The sequence below is a fragment of the Bradyrhizobium sp. F1.13.3 genome (genome assembly GCF_040548265.1).
Lineage (GTDB): Bacteria > Pseudomonadota > Alphaproteobacteria > Rhizobiales > Xanthobacteraceae > Bradyrhizobium.
The window spans coordinates 7,501-26,317 of record NZ_JBEPRI010000009.1; the positions used below are offsets into that span (position 1 = coordinate 7,501).

Annotated in this window: 10 protein-coding genes, 2 tRNA genes, 2 rRNA genes, 1 pseudogene and 1 riboswitch (1 of these 16 cut by a window edge); of the genes and pseudogenes, 7 read left to right on the forward strand and 8 right to left on the reverse strand. The window is 62.9% G+C overall.

What is annotated here, in order from left to right:
* The 4 genes from ABIB66_RS23500 to ABIB66_RS23515 all read right to left on the reverse strand — a co-directional run.
* A 23S ribosomal RNA gene (locus ABIB66_RS23500) occupies positions 1-528 on the reverse strand; it reaches 2,345 nt to the left of the window's first position.
* A 421-nt stretch (positions 529-949) separates the two neighbouring features.
* Positions 950-1,025, reverse strand: a tRNA-Ala gene (locus tag ABIB66_RS23505).
* A gap of 33 nt (positions 1,026-1,058) precedes the next feature.
* Positions 1,059-1,135, reverse strand: a tRNA-Ile gene (locus ABIB66_RS23510).
* Between the two features lie 188 nt (positions 1,136-1,323).
* A 16S ribosomal RNA gene (locus ABIB66_RS23515) occupies positions 1,324-2,812 on the reverse strand.
* The 16S and 23S rRNA genes sit together here with 2 tRNA genes alongside, the layout of an rRNA operon.
* Before the next feature lie 1,051 nt (positions 2,813-3,863).
* On the opposite strand from ABIB66_RS23515, the gene ABIB66_RS23520 reads away from it, so the two are divergent.
* Together ABIB66_RS23520 and ABIB66_RS23525 are read left to right on the forward strand one after the other, a co-directional pair.
* Positions 3,864-5,927 carry a peptidoglycan DD-metalloendopeptidase family protein gene (locus ABIB66_RS23520; RefSeq protein WP_354061184.1) on the forward strand — a complete coding sequence of 688 codons (2,064 nt, stop codon included), beginning with the start codon at positions 3,864-3,866 and terminating at the stop codon, positions 5,925-5,927.
* A 156-nt stretch (positions 5,928-6,083) separates the two neighbouring features.
* Entirely contained in the window at positions 6,084-7,703 is a 1,620-nt protein-coding gene (locus ABIB66_RS23525) for an NHL repeat-containing protein (RefSeq protein ID WP_354207907.1), read from the forward strand.
* Between the two features lie 99 nt (positions 7,704-7,802).
* Here the strand turns inward: ABIB66_RS23525 and clpB are convergent, their stop codons facing one another.
* The gene (clpB, locus tag ABIB66_RS23530; RefSeq protein ID WP_354207905.1) at positions 7,803-10,442 is read right to left on the reverse strand and encodes an ATP-dependent chaperone ClpB; all 2,640 of its coding nucleotides are present in this window, start codon (positions 10,440-10,442) and stop codon (positions 7,803-7,805) included.
* Positions 10,443-10,698: 256 nt separating this feature from the next.
* Between clpB and ABIB66_RS23535 the strand changes: the two genes are divergently transcribed.
* Positions 10,699-11,487: an MOSC domain-containing protein gene (locus ABIB66_RS23535; RefSeq protein WP_354207903.1), complete on the forward strand. Its 789-nt coding sequence runs from the start codon at positions 10,699-10,701 to the stop codon at positions 11,485-11,487.
* A 123-nt stretch (positions 11,488-11,610) separates the two neighbouring features.
* On the opposite strand, the gene ABIB66_RS23540 is transcribed toward ABIB66_RS23535, so the two are convergent.
* Positions 11,611-12,489, reverse strand: a complete 879-nt coding sequence (locus ABIB66_RS23540) for a TIGR02594 family protein (RefSeq protein ID WP_354207901.1) — start codon at positions 12,487-12,489, stop codon at positions 11,611-11,613.
* 200 nt (positions 12,490-12,689) lie between these two features.
* On the opposite strand from ABIB66_RS23540, the pseudogene ABIB66_RS23545 reads away from it, so the two are divergent.
* Positions 12,690-13,552, forward strand: a pseudogene (locus ABIB66_RS23545) (alpha/beta fold hydrolase).
* A gap of 24 nt (positions 13,553-13,576) precedes the next feature.
* Here the strand turns inward: ABIB66_RS23545 and metW are convergent.
* Positions 13,577-14,239, reverse strand: coding sequence for a methionine biosynthesis protein MetW (gene metW / locus ABIB66_RS23550; protein WP_354207897.1), 663 nt, complete (start codon positions 14,237-14,239; stop codon positions 13,577-13,579).
* A 15-nt stretch (positions 14,240-14,254) separates the two neighbouring features.
* Positions 14,255-15,457: a homoserine O-acetyltransferase MetX gene (metX, locus tag ABIB66_RS23555; protein WP_354207895.1), complete on the reverse strand. Its 1,203-nt coding sequence runs from the start codon at positions 15,455-15,457 to the stop codon at positions 14,255-14,257.
* A gap of 90 nt (positions 15,458-15,547) precedes the next feature.
* A riboswitch (SAM riboswitch) is annotated at positions 15,548-15,627 on the reverse strand.
* Positions 15,628-15,830: 203 nt separating this feature from the next.
* Between metX and ABIB66_RS23560 the strand changes: the two genes are divergently transcribed.
* Genes ABIB66_RS23560 through ABIB66_RS23570 form a run of 3 tightly spaced genes read left to right on the forward strand, consistent with a single transcriptional unit; the run spans position 15,831 to position 18,738 of the window.
* Positions 15,831-16,679 carry a chorismate mutase gene (locus ABIB66_RS23560; protein ID WP_354207893.1) on the forward strand — a complete coding sequence of 283 codons (849 nt, stop codon included), beginning with the start codon at positions 15,831-15,833 and terminating at the stop codon, positions 16,677-16,679.
* A 32-nt stretch (positions 16,680-16,711) separates the two neighbouring features.
* On the forward strand, positions 16,712-17,806 hold the full coding sequence (gene hisC / locus ABIB66_RS23565; protein ID WP_354207891.1) for a histidinol-phosphate transaminase: 1,095 nt from the start codon (positions 16,712-16,714) through the stop codon (positions 17,804-17,806).
* Positions 17,803-18,738 (forward strand): prephenate/arogenate dehydrogenase family protein, encoded by a 936-nt coding sequence (locus ABIB66_RS23570; RefSeq protein ID WP_354207889.1) that lies wholly within the window; start codon positions 17,803-17,805, stop codon positions 18,736-18,738. Before hisC ends, ABIB66_RS23570 begins: the two co-directional genes overlap by 4 nt.
* Positions 18,739-18,817: the final 79 nt, after the last annotated feature.

Sequence of the window (18,817 nt, forward strand, 5' to 3'; positions counted from 1 at the left end):
TTGGAGGGTGGTCCCCCCGCGTTCAGACAGGATTTCACGTGTCCCGCCTTACTCGTGGATACATCATCGCATTACTCGTACGGGGCTATCACCCTCTAAGGCCCAGCTTTCCTGACTGGTTCCGATTGTCTTTGATGTATCACTGGCCTGGTCCGCGTTCGCTCGCCACTACTAACGGAGTCTCTGTTGATGTCCTTTCCTCCAGGTACTTAGATGTTTCAGTTCCCTGGGTTTGCTTGAAACCTCCTATGTATTCAGAAGTCTCATACCTTCTTTTGATAACCGGAAATCCAAAACCTCTTCGATCGAAATCTAAAGGCCTAGGCATCTCACATTTCTGTTCGAACCCCACACCACAGTCTTTCGACTGAGGTCTTGGAGTTCCGGCTATCGAAGGTGGGTTTCCCCATTCGGAAATCCATGGATCAAAGCTTCTTCGCAGCTCCCCACGGCTTATCGCAGCGTAGCACGTCCTTCATCGCCTCTCAGCGCCAAGGCATCCACCGAACACCCTTAAGGCACTTGATTGCTCTCATTATCAATGTCCACACACTCGGCAGAATGTTGTCTGCAGAATTGCCAAGAAACCTAAGTCTCTAAGGCACGCGCCCTCGATGAACGCTATCTGCAGCCGGACAATGATTAGAAAGACCAGCTTGCTTCGTAAGATCGTTCCGATAGCGAGGCGGTCAAGCTTCGCTAAAAGGATCATTTACAACTCGCTTGTCTTTCAGATGCAGCCTTGTGAGCTACCCTGGAAGACGCACGAGCGCCGAAATGATCCGGAGATAATGAAGTATCGCGCAACAATTGCTTGTTGCCCGATCCAACTCGGATCGATCTCCTCTTTACGATGTCAGAAATCACGCAGCTTACTGTCCATCCGGACTAGTAAGTGCGAAGTGATGTTTCGCGGACGACGGTATGGATAGTCGGTGATCAAACCATCTGGTGGAGCCAGACGGGATCGAACCGACGACCTCATGCTTGCAAAGCACGCGCTCTCCCAGCTGAGCTATGGCCCCGTAACCAGAAGACGAATGCTCACTCGATGAGTGTGGTGGGCCTGGGAAGACTTGAACTTCCGACCTCACGCTTATCAAGCGCGCGCTCTAACCAACTGAGCTACAAGCCCCTAACGCATATCCAGTCAAGGACCAGGGATTCTGCAAGGTTGCAGCCCCAGCGCGTGTTCGTCCGCGAAGAAAGAGAAACGAAGACGGCGAAATCCCGCCAATGCAGCTCAACGATCCTGACGACCGTTGGCCACTGATGTTTCTAAAACGGTTCGATAGAAGCAAGCTTCTGAAGAACCATCCTTAGAAAGGAGGTGATCCAGCCGCAGGTTCCCCTACGGCTACCTTGTTACGACTTCACCCCAGTCGCTGACCCTACCGTGGCCGGCTGCCTCCCTTGCGGGTTAGCGCACCGTCTTCAGGTAAAACCAACTCCCATGGTGTGACGGGCGGTGTGTACAAGGCCCGGGAACGTATTCACCGTGGCGTGCTGATCCACGATTACTAGCGATTCCAACTTCATGGGCTCGAGTTGCAGAGCCCAATCCGAACTGAGACGGCTTTTTGAGATTTGCGAAGGGTTGCCCCTTAGCGTCCCATTGTCACCGCCATTGTAGCACGTGTGTAGCCCAGCCCGTAAGGGCCATGAGGACTTGACGTCATCCCCACCTTCCTCGCGGCTTATCACCGGCAGTCTCCTTAGAGTGCTCAACTAAATGGTAGCAACTAAGGACGGGGGTTGCGCTCGTTGCGGGACTTAACCCAACATCTCACGACACGAGCTGACGACAGCCATGCAGCACCTGTGTTCCAGGCTCCGAAGAGAAGGTCACATCTCTGCGACCGGTCCTGGACATGTCAAGGGCTGGTAAGGTTCTGCGCGTTGCGTCGAATTAAACCACATGCTCCACCGCTTGTGCGGGCCCCCGTCAATTCCTTTGAGTTTTAATCTTGCGACCGTACTCCCCAGGCGGAATGCTTAAAGCGTTAGCTGCGCCACTAGTGAGTAAACCCACTAACGGCTGGCATTCATCGTTTACGGCGTGGACTACCAGGGTATCTAATCCTGTTTGCTCCCCACGCTTTCGTGCCTCAGCGTCAGTATCGGGCCAGTGAGCCGCCTTCGCCACTGGTGTTCTTGCGAATATCTACGAATTTCACCTCTACACTCGCAGTTCCACTCACCTCTCCCGAACTCAAGATCCTCAGTATCAAAGGCAGTTCTGGAGTTGAGCTCCAGGATTTCACCCCTGACTTAAAGACCCGCCTACGCACCCTTTACGCCCAGTGATTCCGAGCAACGCTAGCCCCCTTCGTATTACCGCGGCTGCTGGCACGAAGTTAGCCGGGGCTTATTCTTGCGGTACCGTCATTATCTTCCCGCACAAAAGAGCTTTACAACCCTAGGGCCTTCATCACTCACGCGGCATGGCTGGATCAGGCTTGCGCCCATTGTCCAATATTCCCCACTGCTGCCTCCCGTAGGAGTTTGGGCCGTGTCTCAGTCCCAATGTGGCTGATCATCCTCTCAGACCAGCTACTGATCGTCGCCTTGGTGAGCCATTACCTCACCAACTAGCTAATCAGACGCGGGCCAATCTTTCGGCGATAAATCTTTCCCCGTAAGGGCTTATCCGGTATTAGCACAAGTTTCCCTGTGTTGTTCCGAACCAAAAGGTATGTTCCCACGCGTTACTCACCCGTCTGCCGCTGACGTATTGCTACGCCCGCTCGACTTGCATGTGTTAAGCCTGCCGCCAGCGTTCGCTCTGAGCCAGGATCAAACTCTCAAGTTGGACTTGAACTTTGAACCGGCTGATCACAACGTTTTGACGAGGTCCCACCATTTTTCATCGACCGAAGTCGATGAGCTGCCCGCGATTCACATCGCTGGCAACGATGGTGTAACCTTAAAACGTGTACCGCCGAAGTCTTTCGTCCGGCCCCGATCCAAAAAGCCGAAGCTCTTTAAATGCGAGACCCGCAAGGACTCCGCCGTCCACGTTTCTCTTTCTTCATCTTCACTTGTCAAACAGCCCGGGACCAAGAGGCCCCAACCTTCCAGAGAGGAAGGGTTCCGACACCCTTACCGACGATGGATGAACTCCAATCGACTTACGTCGACTGTTGTGTCACTCAACAAGGTGAGGAGCATCAGTGGCGCGTTCGCTCGCCTTGGTCAGTGACCCGGCGGCGCCGCGCTCAGTGGTCGGGTTATAGGCCCCACCCATCGGGGTTGTCAACGCCGATTGTCAGAAAATCGTCGCACGGTGGATTGTTGCGAAAACATTGGCGATTCCAGTGAGTTAGAGAAGCGCCGAGCGGCTGGATCGGGCCGGCGCGGAGAAAAAACCCAAAAAAAGTTTGGGCCCGAGGGGGCTCCGGAAGCGGCATGGAGGTGCCTTGAACGCGGCTCGGTCGCGACCTGACGCGGCTAGGGGCGCCCGCCCGTGGAAGGCCCCTGGCTCCCGGCCGTTTAGGGAAACTTTTCCATATTAGGCGCCGTACTTGAGCCACAATCCCCCGGCGTTCTGGTACAGACAAAGCTTGAATCGCAGGGATGCCAGTGGGGGCTGCCGGCGGTTCGTGTGGGGTCAGAGGAAGGCGATCATACGATGAAGCGGCCTTCTTCAGACATTCGAGACACATCGAGAGATCTTTTTCCGCTTAGCTGTTCGTAATTTCGGCCGGTCCGTCATCTGGGCCTTCTGACCGCGGATGCCTATGCGGCTTGCCTTTTCCAGAGACGCCCCGAAGAGGGCGGCGTAAGGAGGGGCTCAAGACAGGACTGCTCGGAACGAGGCTGCTCGAAATCGGGCTCTCGGGTCGTTGATTGGGGGACTTGGGTTGAACCACAGGACGTCACGCGGCGCTTACGGGCGTGAGACCGGGATCATCGATCTCGGCCACGAGCCGCCGCTGTCCGTCGATGGTTCGGAAGCCGCCGTCATCGATCGCCGCCGTGTTTCGGTGCAATGGTTCAGCGGGACGATTCTAACCGGACTTTGCGGCGCAGCCCTGATCGGCGGCGCCGTTTTCGCTTCGCTCGATGGCGAGATGACCTTCGCCAAGGTGCCGGAGCGCGTCGAAGGCGCTCTGCGCGGCGCATTCGGCGCAGCCGATCGCGCCGCCACGCTGCACAAGAGCGACCGCCTGCCGCCCCCGAACGAATCCACGGCCTCGCGCAACATCGTGCGCGTCTCGACCGTCGCCCGCGTCGGCAACCGCGACGTGATGCGGGTGCGTCCCTTCATCCGGATTGCCGGCAATCTGTCGATGACGACGAGCGATCTGTCGGCGAAGATCCCGCCGTTCAACGCCCAGCGCCTTCTCACCGATGTCGGCTCCGATCCGAAGACGGCATCCGAGGATCCGAACAATCCGGAAGCCGTCGAACCCGACGCCGAGGTCTCGTTCGTCACCAAGGACCTCTCCCAGGTGCTGCCGAAAGCCAAGATTTCCGCAGTGGTGGCGCTCGACGACATCCTGATGCGGGTGCGCGATGCCGCCAACTGGCGCGGCAATGGCGGGGTGCGCTACGCCGCGCTCTCCAATGCTGCGGCCGACGTCTCCGGCGCGACCGGCCCGTCCGAGATCAGAAGCGCCTACGCCACCGAAGTTTCGCCGTCCGATCCCTATGCCGGCTTCGAGACGCGCGTGGTGCCGGAAAACGTCACGCTGCTGCCGAAGACCAAGGAGCAGATCACCGGCGGCAATCCCAACGGCGAACGCGTCCACGTGGTCAAGAAGGGCGACAGCGTCGCCGGCGTGCTGCGTGATCTCGGCGCCACGGCCGAGGAGATCAAGGCGATCACCGCGACACTTGGGCCGCGCGGCCGCGACGGCGGCCTGAAGGAAGGCGAGAAGCTGCGCATCCTGATGGCGCCCGCAAGCCCCGGCGCCCGTCTGCAGCCCTACCGCGTCGTGATCGCCAACGAGACCATGGTCGAGGCGATCGCGGCGCTGTCCGATCTCGGCAAATACGTCGCGGTCGACGTCTCCAGCATGAATACCGTCGCCGAGGCGGCGGCGAACGCCAACAGCGACGACGATGACGACGATGACGGCACGGGCGTGCGGCTCTATCAGAGCATCTACGAGACCGCGATGCGCAACAAAGTGCCGATGCCCGTCATCGACGACATGATCAAGATCTATTCCTACGACGTCGATTTCCAGCGCAAGGTGGCGCCGGGCGATTCATTCGACGTGTTCTACGCCGGCGAAGACGAAGGCGTGACCGCGAGCGAAAAGAACGACGTGCTGTTCGCTTCGCTCACGCTCGGCGGCGAGACCAAGAAATACTACCGCTACCAGAGCCCCGACGACGGCGTCGTCGACTACTATGACGAGACCGGCAAGAGCGCGAAGAAGTTCCTGGTGCGCAAGCCCGTCAACAACGCCATCATGCGCTCCGGCTTCGGCGGCCGCCGTCACCCCATCCTCGGCTATGTGAAGATGCATACCGGCGTCGACTGGGCCACCTCCTACGGCACGCCGATCTTCGCCTCCGGCAACGGCGTGATCGAGAAGGCCGGCCCCGAGGGCGGCTACGGCAAATACATCCGCATCAAGCATAACAACGGCTACGAGACCGCCTACGGCCACATGTCGGCCTTCGCCAAGGGCATGGAGCCCGGCAAGAAGGTGCGGCAGGGCCAGGTGATCGGCTTCGTCGGTTCGACCGGCGCGTCGACTGGCCCGCACGTCCACTACGAAATCCTGGTCAACGGCCGCTTCGTCGATCCGCTGCGTGTGAAACTGCCGCGCGGCCGCTCGCTGGAAGGCCCGATGCTGGCCGGCTTCGAGAAGGAGCGCGATCGGCTCGACGGCATGATGAGCGGCCGCGCCGGCGCGATCGCCCGGATGTCAGACGCAACCGGCGGTCCGCTGCAGGTCACCAACCGCTAAAGCCGGCGAACCGGCCGAGATCGGCCGGACACCTTCAAACACGATCCGGATTTGACGTCGTCGTGCAGGTCCGCTTGGCGCCATCACAACGTCAAGTTTCGTTTGCCAAAGCGGCATGAGGAGCGAATACTTTCCAAAAAACCGGGAGGTCTCGCCATGAAGAACAGGCTCGCCTGCGCAGCCTTCGTCGCTGCGATTGTCTCCGCAACCAGCGTTTCGGCTGAAAACTGGGAGGTCACCCGGCTCGTCCCGGGCTCGGCGTTCCACGGCGTGCACGGGCTTGCGATCGACAAGGCCGGCCATCTGTTTGCCGGCAGCGTCGCGGGCGCGGCGCTCTACGAGGTCGACATCGCCGGCGGTACCGCCAAGGTTGCAATCCCCGCTCCGATCGGAATGGCCGATGACATCGCGTTCGCGCCCGACGGCACCATGGCCTGGACCGGATTCCTGGCCGGCGATCTCTATTCGCGCAAGGGCGACGGCCCGATCAAGAAGCTCGCCAGCGGCCTTCCCGGTATCAATTCGCTCGCCTTCCGCAAGGACGGCAGGCTGTACGCCACCACCGTCTTCCTCGGCGACACGCTCTATGAGATCGACGTCGAGGGCGTCAAACCGCCGCGCCAGATCATGGAGAAGATGGGTGGCCTCAATGGCTTCGAGTTCGGTCCCGACGACAAGCTCTACGGTCCGCTCTGGTTCAAGGGGCAGGTCGCAAAGGTCGACGTCGACAAGGCCGAGCTGACCGTCGTCGCCGAGGGCTTCAAGGTCCCGGCCGCGGTGAACTTTGATTCCAAGGGCAATCTCTGGGTGGTCGACACCGCGCTCGGCCAGCTCGTTCGGGTCGATCCCAAGTCGGGCACCAAGACCATGGTCGCGCAATTAAAGCCGTCGCTGGACAATCTCGCGATCGACGACGAGGACCGAATCTACGTCTCCAACATGGCCGACAACGGCATTCAGGAGGTCGATCCGGCGACCGGCCAGGCGCGGCAGGTCATCATCGGCAAGCTCGCTTTGCCCGGCGGCATCGGCGTCACGTCAGAGAGCGGCAAGGATACGATCCACGTCGCCGACGTGTTCGCTTATCGCACGGTGGACGGCGCGACCGGCGAGGTCATCGAGAAAGCCCGCATGCACGCCGCCGGCGTCACGCTCGAATATCCGATGAGCGCGACCGCGAAGGGCAACGATGTGGTGCTGTCGAGCTGGTTCACCGGCACGGTTCAGGTGATCGACGGCAAGACCGGCGCCATCCGCGACATGCTGCACGGCTTCAAGGCGCCGCACGACGCGCTCGTGCTCGCGGACGGCAGCATTCTGGTGGCCGAGCTTGGCACCAAATCGCTGGTCCGCGTCAGCGGCGAGCACGGCAAGGACCGCACCCCGCTGATCGGCGGCCTCGAAGGCCCGGTCGGGCTCGTCGGCGGATCGAGCGGCGAGGTCTTTGTCACCGAAGCCTTCGCGGGCGTCGTGTCCAAAATCGAGACGAACGGCGAAAAGACCGTGCTCGCCAAGGACCTGAAAATGCCCGAGGGGATCGCACGCGCCAGGGACGGCAAGCTGATCGTGGCGGAGGTCGGTGCCAAGCGATTGATCGAGATCGCGCCGGAGACCGGCAAGGTCACCGAGATCGCCGCCAATCTTCCGATCGGCCTGACGGGTGCGCCCGGAGGACTGCCAACCCACATCCCGACGGGCGTCGGCATCGGGGAATCCGGCACGATCTATTTCTCTTCTGACATCGAGAACGCGATCTACAAAGTCACGAAGAAATAAGTCCCCGCAGTAGTTCGCCAACAACCCGCAAAACAAACCGCCCCGGAGAGGTCGACATCTCCGGGGCGGCTTGTGGCTTCAGGCTTCGAATGCCGGCGATCAGTTCAGCTTGCGCTTCGACACCGGCGCCTCGAACTGGGCGATCTCCGCGGTCTGCGGCGCCTTGCCGTTGAAGGTCAGCACGTTGCCTTCAGACGAGATCGCAACGCTGTCGCCGTCCTTGACGTCGCCGGCAAGGATCATCTCGGCGAGCGGATCCTGGACGTGACGCTGGATCACGCGCTTCAGCGGCCGTGCGCCGTAGGCGGGATCCCAGCCCTTGGCGGCGAGCCAGTCGCGGCCCGCAGCGTCGAGCGTCAGCACGATCTTGCGATCGGTCAAAAGCTTTTGCAGCCGCGCGAACTGGATTTCGACGATCCGGCCCATCTCGCTCCTCTGCAAGCGATGGAACAGGATGATCTCGTCGACGCGGTTGAGGAATTCGGGGCGGAAATGCCCCCGCACCATTCCCATCACCTGCTCGCGCACGGCCGAAGTGTCCTCGCCCTCCGGCTGGTTCACCAGAAACTCCGAACCGAGGTTCGAGGTCATGATGATCAGCGTGTTGCGGAAGTCGACGGTGCGACCCTGGCCGTCGGTAAGGCGGCCGTCGTCGAGCACCTGCAACAGGACATTGAAGACGTCGGGATGCGCCTTCTCGATCTCGTCGAACAGCACCACCTGGTAGGGCCGGCGCCGCACCGCTTCGGTCAGTGCACCGCCCTCGTCATAGCCGACATAGCCCGGAGGCGCGCCGATCAGCCGCGAGACCGAGTGCTTCTCCATGTACTCGGACATGTCGAGGCGAACCATCGCGGTCTCGTCGTTGAACAGATATTCGGCGAGCGCTTTCGTCAGCTCGGTCTTGCCGACGCCGGTCGGCCCCAGGAACATGAACGAGCCGGTCGGCCGGTTCGGATCCTGCAGCCCCGCGCGGGAACGGCGCACGGCGGTCGCGACCGCACGCACGGCCTCGGCCTGGCCGACGACGCGCTTGCCGAGCGAGTCCTCCATTCTCAGGAGCTTGTCCTTCTCGCCTTCCAGCATCTTGTCGACGGGCACGCCGGTCCAGCGCGAGACCACCTGCGCGATATGGTTGGCGGTGACCGCCTCCTCCATCATCTCGCCGGAGTTTTCCTTGGCCTCGATGTCTGCAAGCTGCTTTTCCAGCTCGGGGATCCGGCCATAGGCCAGCTCACCGGCCTTCTGGAATTCACCGCGGCGCTGCGCGTTGGCAAGTTCGACTCGCAAGCCGTCGAGCTCGGCCTTCAGCTTCTGGGCGTCGGAGAGCTTGTTCTTCTCCGCGCTCCAGCGTGCGGTGAGCGCCGCGGACTTCTCCTCGAGGTCGGCCAGTTCCTTCTCCAAGGTCTGCAGGCGGCTCTTCGAACCGGCATCGCTCTCTTTCTTCAATGCTTCCTGTTCGATCTTCAGCCGGATGATTTCCCGATCCATCGAATCCAGCTCTTCCGGCTTGGAATCGACCTGCATCTTGAGCCGCGCGGCCGCCTCGTCCATGAGGTCGATCGCCTTGTCCGGCAGGAAGCGGTCGGTGATGTAGCGGTTGGACAGCGTCGTGGCGGCGACCAGCGCGGAATCGGTGATCCGCACGCCATGGTGCTGCTCGTACTTGTCCTTCAGCCCGCGCAGAATGGAGATCGTATCCTCGACTGAAGGCTCGCTGACGAAGATCGGCTGGAAACGCCGCGCCAGCGCCGCGTCCTTTTCGACGTGCTTCTGGTACTCGTCGAGCGTGGTCGCGCCGATGCAGTGCAGCTCGCCGCGGGCGAGCGCAGGCTTGAGCAGGTTGGACGCGTCCATCGCGCCATCGCCCTTGCCGGCGCCGATCAGCGTGTGCATCTCGTCGATGAACAGGACGAAATTGCCCTCGCTCCCGGTCACCTCCTGGAGCACGGCCTTCAGCCGCTCCTCGAACTCGCCGCGATATTTTGCACCTGCAATCAGCGAGCCGAGGTCGAGCGACAACAGCTTCTTGTCCTTCAGGCTCTCCGGCACGTCGCCGTTGACGATGCGCAGCGCCAGGCCCTCGGCGATGGCAGTCTTGCCGACACCGGGCTCGCCGATCAGGACCGGATTGTTCTTGGTCCGGCGCGACAGCACCTGGATCGTGCGCCGGATCTCCTCGTCGCGGCCGATGACCGGATCGAGCTTGCCGTCGCGCGCCGCCTGGGTGAGGTCGCGGGCATATTTCTTCAGCGCGTCATACGCGTTCTCTGCGGTTGCGGAGTCGGCGGTCCGGCCCTTGCGCAGCGCTTCGATCGCCGCGTTGAGGTTCTGCGGGGTGACGCCGCCCTTGGCCAGGATCGCACCCGCCTCGCTGGTCTTCTCCAGCGCGAGGCCGAGCAGCAGCCGCTCGACCGTGACAAAGCTGTCGCCGGCCTTCTCGCCGGCCTTTTCGGCGGCGTCGAAAGTGCGGGCGAGCTCGGGCGCCAGATAGATCTGGCCGGCGCCGCCGCCTGAGACCTTCGGCACCTTGCTCAAGGCGTCCTCGGTCGCCTTCAGGATTGCGCGGGAATTGCCGCCGGCGCGGTCGATCAGGCCGGCAGCGAGGCCTTCATTGTCGTCCAGCAGCACTTTCAGGACGTGCAGGGTCGAAAACTGCTGGTGCCCTTCGCGCACCGCAAGCGACTGCGCGGACTGGACGAAGCCCCTGGAGCGTTCGGTATATTTGTCGATATTCATATCGTGGTCTTTCCCTCGGCCTGCCCCTGGAGCCCTCTAAGGCACTCCAAACGGCATCTTCATTGGGTTTCCGATTACCGCATTGACGTTTCTCAACCGGTAACGGTCGTTATCAGCCGGCGCTGGCGCCGGCCTGACCCAGATGTGGGAAGCGAGGCTTCGGACCGGAAGAGGCGAGTTCACAATTTCGTGCGCGGACCCGCCGCTTGGCGCCGGTGGGCCGAATCCCCTAAGTAGCGGCATGACACCTAGCGCAATGACAGCCAGCCAGACCGGCGAGATCACCGGCCTCTACCGCTACGCGATCAAGGGCCTGACGCCGGAGCCCCTGCTTCGCGTCTTCCTGCGAGCCGGCCAGACCCTGCCCGCCGACCGCCGCTACGCCATCGAGAACGGCCCCAGCGGCTTCGATCCGGAAGAGCCGCAGTGGAAGCCGAAGACCCAGTTCCTGATGCTGGCGCGGAATGAGCGGCTGGCTTCGCTCGACAGCCGGTTCGAGGACGCGACCAACCGCCTGATCATCCGCAAGGACGGCCAGATCGTCGCCAGTGGGGATCTCGAGACCGCGGCCGGGCGCGCCGCCGTCGAGGACTATTTCAGGGACAACTTTCAGCCGGAGCTGAAGGGCCCGCCCAAGGTCCTGTCCGGCCGTGACCACAGCTTTTCCGACGTCGCCCGCAAGGTCGTGTCCATCATCAATCTCGACAGCGTCCGCGCGCTCGAGACCATGCTCGGCGGCGCCGCCGTCCACCCGCTGCGCTTCCGCGCCAATCTCTACGTGAAGGGCTGGCCGGCCTGGTCCGAACTCGACCTCGTCGGCCAGACGCTGGCGATCGGACAGGCCCGGCTGCAAGTGGTCAAGCGCATCAAGCGCTGCCCGGCTACCAATGTCGACCCTGATACCGCCAGACGCGATCTCGAAATCCCGGCCGCGCTGTCGAGCAATCTCGGCCACATGGACTGCGGCATCTATGCCGAGGTGATCGCCGACGGCGACATCGGCGTGGGTGACGCGGTTGCGTTGGAAGAGCCGAAGCTGGTGTGACGCGGCGCCGGCTCCACGTACTCCGTCATTGCGAGCGCAGCGAAGCAATCCAGATATCGATCTGCTGAGACGGTCTGGATTGCCTCGTCGCTTCGTTCCCCGCAATGACGGGGAGAAGAAACCTCAATTCGGCATCACATAGGCATAGATCCGGCCGCGCGAGACCGGTGCTTCGCGGACGCGGTTGCCGTTATTGCCTGAGATCATGATCGGATTCCCTTGCGCGTCGACACCGGTGATGATGCCAACATGACCGCCCCGGCCGCCGCGCGACATGACCGCGATGGCGCCGACCTGCGGACCGGAGACGCGCGTGCCGTAATGCGCGAACGAATTCGCCATATCGGAGCCGGTGCCACGGTGACCGGTTTTCTCAAGCACCATGTTCATGAACCGCGCGCACCACAGGCTGCCGCGGCCGGTCGGATTGCCGCCGACATAGCGGCGCGCCTCGGACACGAGGCCCGACCCGCCGCCAAAGCCGCCGCTGCTCGTCGCGCTATTGGCCATGCCGCCGACATTCGCGTCAGTGGCCAGGCCACCGCCACGTCTCGTGGCGATTCGACGGCTGGCGCGCGTGGTCATCCCGCCGCTGGTAACCATTCCAGCGTTGCCGCTCATGGCCATTGCACCGCTGCCGCTCATGGCCATCCCACCGCTGCCGCTCGTGGCCATTCCACCGCTGCCGCTCATGGCCATTCCACCGCTGCCGCTCATGGCGATGCCGCCGCTATTGGCGTTCGGGTCATAGCTGGCGAAGGTGTTGCCGAAGCCGCTCGCCTGCAATTGCGCCGCGCCGCGCTCGAAGCGCGAGCTGCGTGCGTGATATCGGGAATAATGATGATGTCTGCTGGCGTGATGCGTGTAAGCGTAAGCGTACCGCTCTGTGCTATGACGATGAGGTCGTGCTGACGCCGGAAAGGCGAGTGCGGCGATCGCCGCGAAGAAAACAGCCAGCGCGACGACACAGCGCGACAGGCGAGACGCAAACAACTCGAACATTCTTCATCCTTCGTTGACACCCCCACTTCCCAATCGGCCCGTGCGGTGGCCGACATCCGCGGGCTGTATCAGTATCCCGATGTGGCGAGAACAAGACGCGGTCGCGAAGATTTTGGACGATGATTAACAAGTGTTAGCATCATATGCGCTGACCGCAGGACGGCATTCCAATGCCGCAGCCACCTCAGGGAGAAAACCGGATGCCTCACGCCCTCACGAAAGACAATTGTCGTCTCTACTTCGAAGAAGCAGGCGCGGGCACGCCGATTATTTTTCTGCACGAATTCGCGGCCGACTACACCAATTGGGAGCCGCAGATGCGCTACTTTTCGCGCGGCCATCGCTGCATCACCTATTCCGCGCGCGGCTACACGCCATCGGACGTGCCTGATGGCGAGGTCTACGGCTATACGCATTTCTATACCGATGCGCTCGCGGTGCTCGACCATCTGAAGATCGATCGCGCGCACTTCGTCGGCCTCTCGATGGGCGCCTATTCGTCGCTCCAGATCGGGCTCAACGCGCCCCAACGCGCGCTGTCGATGACGCTCGCCGGCGTCGGCTCGGCTCGGAGATCGAGAACCTCGACGCCTGGCGCAAGCAGTGCCGCGCCAACGCGGAGCAATTCGAGATGCTCGGCTCAGCCGAAGTCGCAAAAGTCACGCGCGAGGCGCCGAGCCGGATTCCCTTCCTGGTGAAGGACCCGCGTGGCCACGCCGATTTCTACGCTGCCCTGGCGCGGCACGACGCCAAGGGATCGGCGCGGACGATGCGCGGGTTTCAGGCCGGCCGTCCCTCGATCTTTACGATGACGGACGCGATCAGAGGCGCCACGAAGCCGGCACTCATCATCTGCGGCGACGAGGACGATCCGTGCGTGGGCGCAAGCCTGTTCCTGAAGAAGCATCTGCCTGCGGCGGGGCTCGCCATGTTTCCGAAGTCCGGCCACGTGCTCAATCTCGAAGAGCCCGCCCTGTTCAACGAAACGGTGGAACGGTTCGTCACGCTGGTGGAAGCGGGAAGATGGCCGGTACGCGATCCGAGATCGCTGGCGGCGCATTAGCGCTACGCTCGCAATGACGAAAAACTACTTCCTGCCGCCCCGCGTCAGCAGAAACACGCCCTGCTCGCCGAACAGATTCCACACCCACCAGGGCATCCGCAGCCGCAGCGGGCGGCCGTAGAGGTCGAGCGCCTCGGCACGTTCCATCTTGACGTCGATCGCGTCGCAGAGTTCGACGAAGTCCTTGATGGTACAGAAATGGATGTTGGCGGTGTCATACCAGCTTGCCGGCAGATTCTCCGTGCGCGGCATGTGGCCGCCGATCAGGAGCTGGAGCCGCATCTTCCAGAAGCCGAAATTCGGGAACGACACGATGGCGCGGCGGCCGATGCGCAGCAAATTCTCCAGCACCACTTTCGGCTGCCGCGTCGCCTGCAAGGTTTGCGACAGGATCACGTAGTCGAAGGCGTCATCCGGATAATTCACGAGGTCGGTGTCGGCATCGCCCTGCACCACCGCCAGACCCTTGGCGACGCAGCGGTTGACGCCCTCGCGCGACAGCTCGATGCCGCGGCCGTCGACGCCGCGGGTTTCCAGCAGTTGGAGCAGGTCGCCCTCGCCGCAGCCGACGTCGAGCACCTTCGAGCCCGGCTTGACCATCTCGGCGACCAGCACATGGTCGGCGCGAAAATCACCGGGCCGCCCGGTCGCAACGCCGCCCAGCGGCAACGCTTCCTGTACAGACATGCCTAGCCGTCCTTGTTAAGCATTCTTGGCGGCAAGCCCGCGCGCCTTGCCTGCCGACTGCAGGAAGGCACGGGCGATGTCGAAGAACTCGGGCACGTCGAGCAGGAACGCGTCGTGACCGCGATCGGTCTCGATCTCGGCGAACGACACCCGCGCACTCGACGCATTCAGCGCGTGCACCAGCGCGCGCGATTCCGAGGTCGGGAACAGCCAGTCGCTGGTGAAGGAGACCACGCAGAAGCGGGTCTGGATTCCCGCGAACGCCTTCGCCAGCACGCCGCCATGGTCGCCGGCAATGTCGAAATAGTCCATCGCGCGGGTCAGATAGAGATAGGAGTTCGCGTCGAAGCGCTCGACGAAGGACGAGCCCTGGTAGCGCAGATAGGACTCGACCTGGAAGTCGGCGTCGAACGAGAAGGTCGGCAGCTCGCGGTCCTGCATGCGCCGTCCGAATTTTCGATGCAGCGCGGCGTCCGAGAGATAGGTAATGTGCGCCGCCATCCGGGCGACAGCGAGCCCGCGATGCGGATGGATACCGTGATCGGCATAGCCGCCATGGTGCCAATCGGGATCGGCCATCACCGCCTGGCGGCCAAGCTCGTGGAACGCGATGTTCTGTGCCGAGTGTCGTGTCGAGCAGGCGATCGCCAGCGCGGAGAACACGCGGCTCGGATACGCCGCAGTCCATTGCAGCACTTGCATGCCGCCCATCGAGCCGCCGACGACCGCGAACAGCGTGTCGATGCCGAGCCGGTCGATCAGCATCGCCTGCGCGCGCACCATGTCGGGGATGGTGATGACGGGGAAATCGAGACCCCAAACCTTGCCGGTCGCGGGATTGATCGATGCCGGACCGGTCGAGCCCATGCAGCCGCCGATCACGTTGGAGCAGATGATAAAATACTCGCGGGGATCGAGCGGTCGACCGGGGCCGACCAGGGTCTCCCACCAGCCGGGCTTGCCGGTGACAGGGTGCACATTGGCGACGTGCTGGTCGCCGGTCAGCGCATGGCAGATCAGGATCGCGTTGGAGCGATCGGCATTCAGCTCACCGTAAGTCTGGTAAGCGATCTGGAACGGGCTGAGATCGACACCGCAATCCAGCCGAAGCGGCTGCTCCGTGCCGAACTGCGCGACCTGCGAGCTCGGATGATCCACCTCGTGCGACCGCTCGTCGGCGGTGATCGCGGGACTCGGAATTGACTGGACGCCAACCATCTGACCATCGACCTCGTTTGCGATCGTCGTGGTGACCGCATTGACATCAGGCCATGAAAAACCCGGCCTGAACGATAGGTTCGGCCGGGATCGAAAGGGTCCCCGGCCTGTTTAGCGAGTTTTTTAACGTGGCTGCAAGCCGGCCGGCTCAAATGACCACGGAACGGCTAAAAACTACCGTCTTGGACGGTTTTCGTCAAGTCGCGGCCCGGATCGACCAAATTCGCCTGTCGCGCCGCGGGCGGAACGGCCCCGATTTGCCTTTGCATTTCTCTTTGCTTTCGCAGCCCCGACTGCCTAATCAGGCATTCATCGCAGCGGTGACGGCTCGCCTGATCCGTATTGGAACGCCTCTCAACAGCACCTCACAGACATGTCCCAACGTCCGCCCGCGCCACCATCGCTCCAGGAATTGCGCAAGGAGATCGACGCGATCGACGAGGGCATGCATCGCCTGCTGATGCAGCGCGGCGACATCATCGACCGCCTGATCCAGGTGAAGCAGACCCAGGAGGTCGGCTCGGCGTTTCGGCCTGCGCGTGAGGCCGCCATGATGCGCGACCTCGTCCAGCGCCATCGCGGTATCCTGCCGCTCGACACCGTCGAGAGCATCTGGCGCGTCATCATCGCGACGTTCACTTACGTCCAGGCGCCGTTCTCCGTGCATGCCGATGTTTCGGCAAGCGAGCCGGCCATGCGCGATTCCGCGCGATTCCATTTCGGCTTCACCGTGCCTTACGTCGCGCATTTCAGCGCGCAGGCGGCGGTCGAGGCCGTCGCGAAGTCCAAGGGCGATCTGGCGCTGGTCTCGGCGACCTCGAGCCGCACGCCGTGGTGGCTGTCGCTGGAAGAAGCCGGCGCGCCAAAAATCATCGCGCGGCTGCCCTTCGTCGAGCGCGCCGACCATCCGGCGGCGTTGCCCGTGTTCGCAGTCTCGCGCGTCGCCGACAGCGCGCTGGTGACGGAGGTCGAGACCTTCAGCGTGCGCGTGTCGGGGTGGAACGCCGAGGTCGCGCGCGCCCTGTCACCGCTCGCCGAGATCGTGGCCGTGCCCGATACCGCCTTCGACGGCGCCGCGCTGCTGGTCTCGGTCACCGCGACGAGCAGCCTCGACAAAATCAAGGCTGCCCTGATCGAGGCGGGGGCCTCGGTGCGCTCCACGGCCCTCGTCGGCAGCCACGCAACGCGCTATACGGTGCCCCCGACCGGGTCGAAATCGTAAGTCGCGAACCGCCTGCCATTCCGGAGTTGAAGATGTCCCGCCCTGTGCCGAATCCCGGCATTCTCGATATTGCGCCCTACACGCCCGGCAAGACTCCGGTGGCAGAGCCCGGCCGCAAGGTTTTCAAGCTCTCGGCCAACGAGACGCCGTTCGGGCCCTCGCCGAAGGCGATCGAGGCGTTCAAGCACGTTGCGGATCATCTGGAAGACTATCCGGAAGGAACCTCGCGCGTGCTGCGCGAAGCGATCGGGCGCACCTTCGGGCTCGATCCCAACCGCATCATCTGCGGCGCCGGCTCGGACGAGATCCTCAATCTGCTCGCCCACACCTATCTCAGCCACGGCGACGAGGCGATCTCGACCACGCACGGCTTCTTGGTCTACCCGATCGCAACCATGGCGGTCGGCGCGAAGAATGTCGTCGCGGCCGAGAAGAACCTCACCTGCGATGTCGACGCCATCCTCAAGGCGGTGACGCCGAAGACAAAGCTGGTCTGGCTCGCCAATCCCAACAATCCGACCGGCACCTATGTGCCGTTCGATGAGGTCAAGCGCCTGCGCGCCGGCCTGCCCTCGCACGTGCTGCTGGTGCTGGACGCAGCCTATTGCGACTACGTCTCGCGTAACGATTACGAGATGGGGATCGAGCTGGTGGCGACGACCGAGAACACGGTCGTGACCCACACCTTCTCCAAGATCCATGGTCTCGCGGCGCTGCGCATCGGCTGGATGTTCGGCCCCGAGCACATCATCGACGCGGTCAACCGCATCCGCGGTCCCTTCAACGTGTCGACGCCGGCGATGTACGCTGCCGTTGCCGCGATCGAGGACACCGCACACCAGGCCATGTCGAAGCAGTTCACCGAAACCTGGCGCAACTGGCTCGCCGAGGAGATCGGCAAGCTCGGGCTGACGGTGACGCCGAGCGTTGCCAATTTCGTGCTGATCCACTTCCCGACCGAGGGCAAGACCTCGGATGCAGCCGACGCCTTCCTCACCAAGCGCGGGCTGGTGCTGCGCGGGTTAAAGAACTACGGACTGCCGCATTCGCTGCGCATGACCATCGGCACCGAGGAGGCCAACCGCCTCGTCGTCGAGGGCCTGCGCGACTTCATGGCCGGACGATGAGCGCGACCGCGCACTTCCAGCGCGTCGCGCTGATCGGCTTCGGCCTGATCGGCGGCTCGATCGCGCGCGCTGCGAAGCTCCAGGGCTTGGCTGGCGAGATCGTCACCACCGCGCGCTCGGAGAAGACGCGCGCACGCGTGATGGAGCTCGGCATCGTCGATCAGGTCGTGGGGACAAATGCGGAAGCCGTGAAGGACGCCGATCTCGTCATCCTCTGCATTCCCGTCGGCGCCTGCGGGCCGGTGGCGCAGGAGATCGCCGCGCACCTCAAGCCTGGCGCGATCATCTCCGACGTCGGCTCGGTCAAGGGCGCCATCGTCAGGGATATGGCGCCGCATCTGCCGAATGGCATCCATTTCGTGCCGGCGCATCCCGTCGCGGGCACCGAGCATTCGGGCCCCGATTCCGGCTTCGCCGAGCTCTTCATCAACCGCTGGTGCATCCTCACCCCGCCAGAGGGCGTTGATGCAGCTGCCACCGACCGCCTGCGCGCGTTCTGGGCGGCGATGGGCGCCAAGGTCGAGATCATGACGCCGGATCATCATGATCTCGTGCTCGCGATCACCAGCCATCTGCCGCATCTGATCGCCTACACCATCGTCGGCACCGCCGACGAGCTGGCGCAGGTGACGGAATCGGAAGTCATCAAATTCTCCGCCGGCGGCTTTCGCGATTTCACGCGCATCGCCGCCTCCGATCCGACGATGTGGCGCGACGTCTTCCTCGCCAACAAGGAAGCCGTGCTGGAGATGCTCGGCACCTTTACCGAGGATCTGGCAAAGCTCACCCGCGCAATCCGCCGCGGCGACGGCGAGGCGCTGTTCGACCACTTCACCCGCACCCGCGCCATCCGCCGCGGCATCGTCGAAATCGGCCAGGACTCTGCCGCGCCCGACTTCGGCCGGCCGCATGCGGCGCTGAAGAAGCCGTAGCCACCCCTCTCACCTCCGTCATTGCGAGGAGCGCAGCGACGAAGCAATCCAGACTGTCTCCGAAGAGAAAGTCTGGATT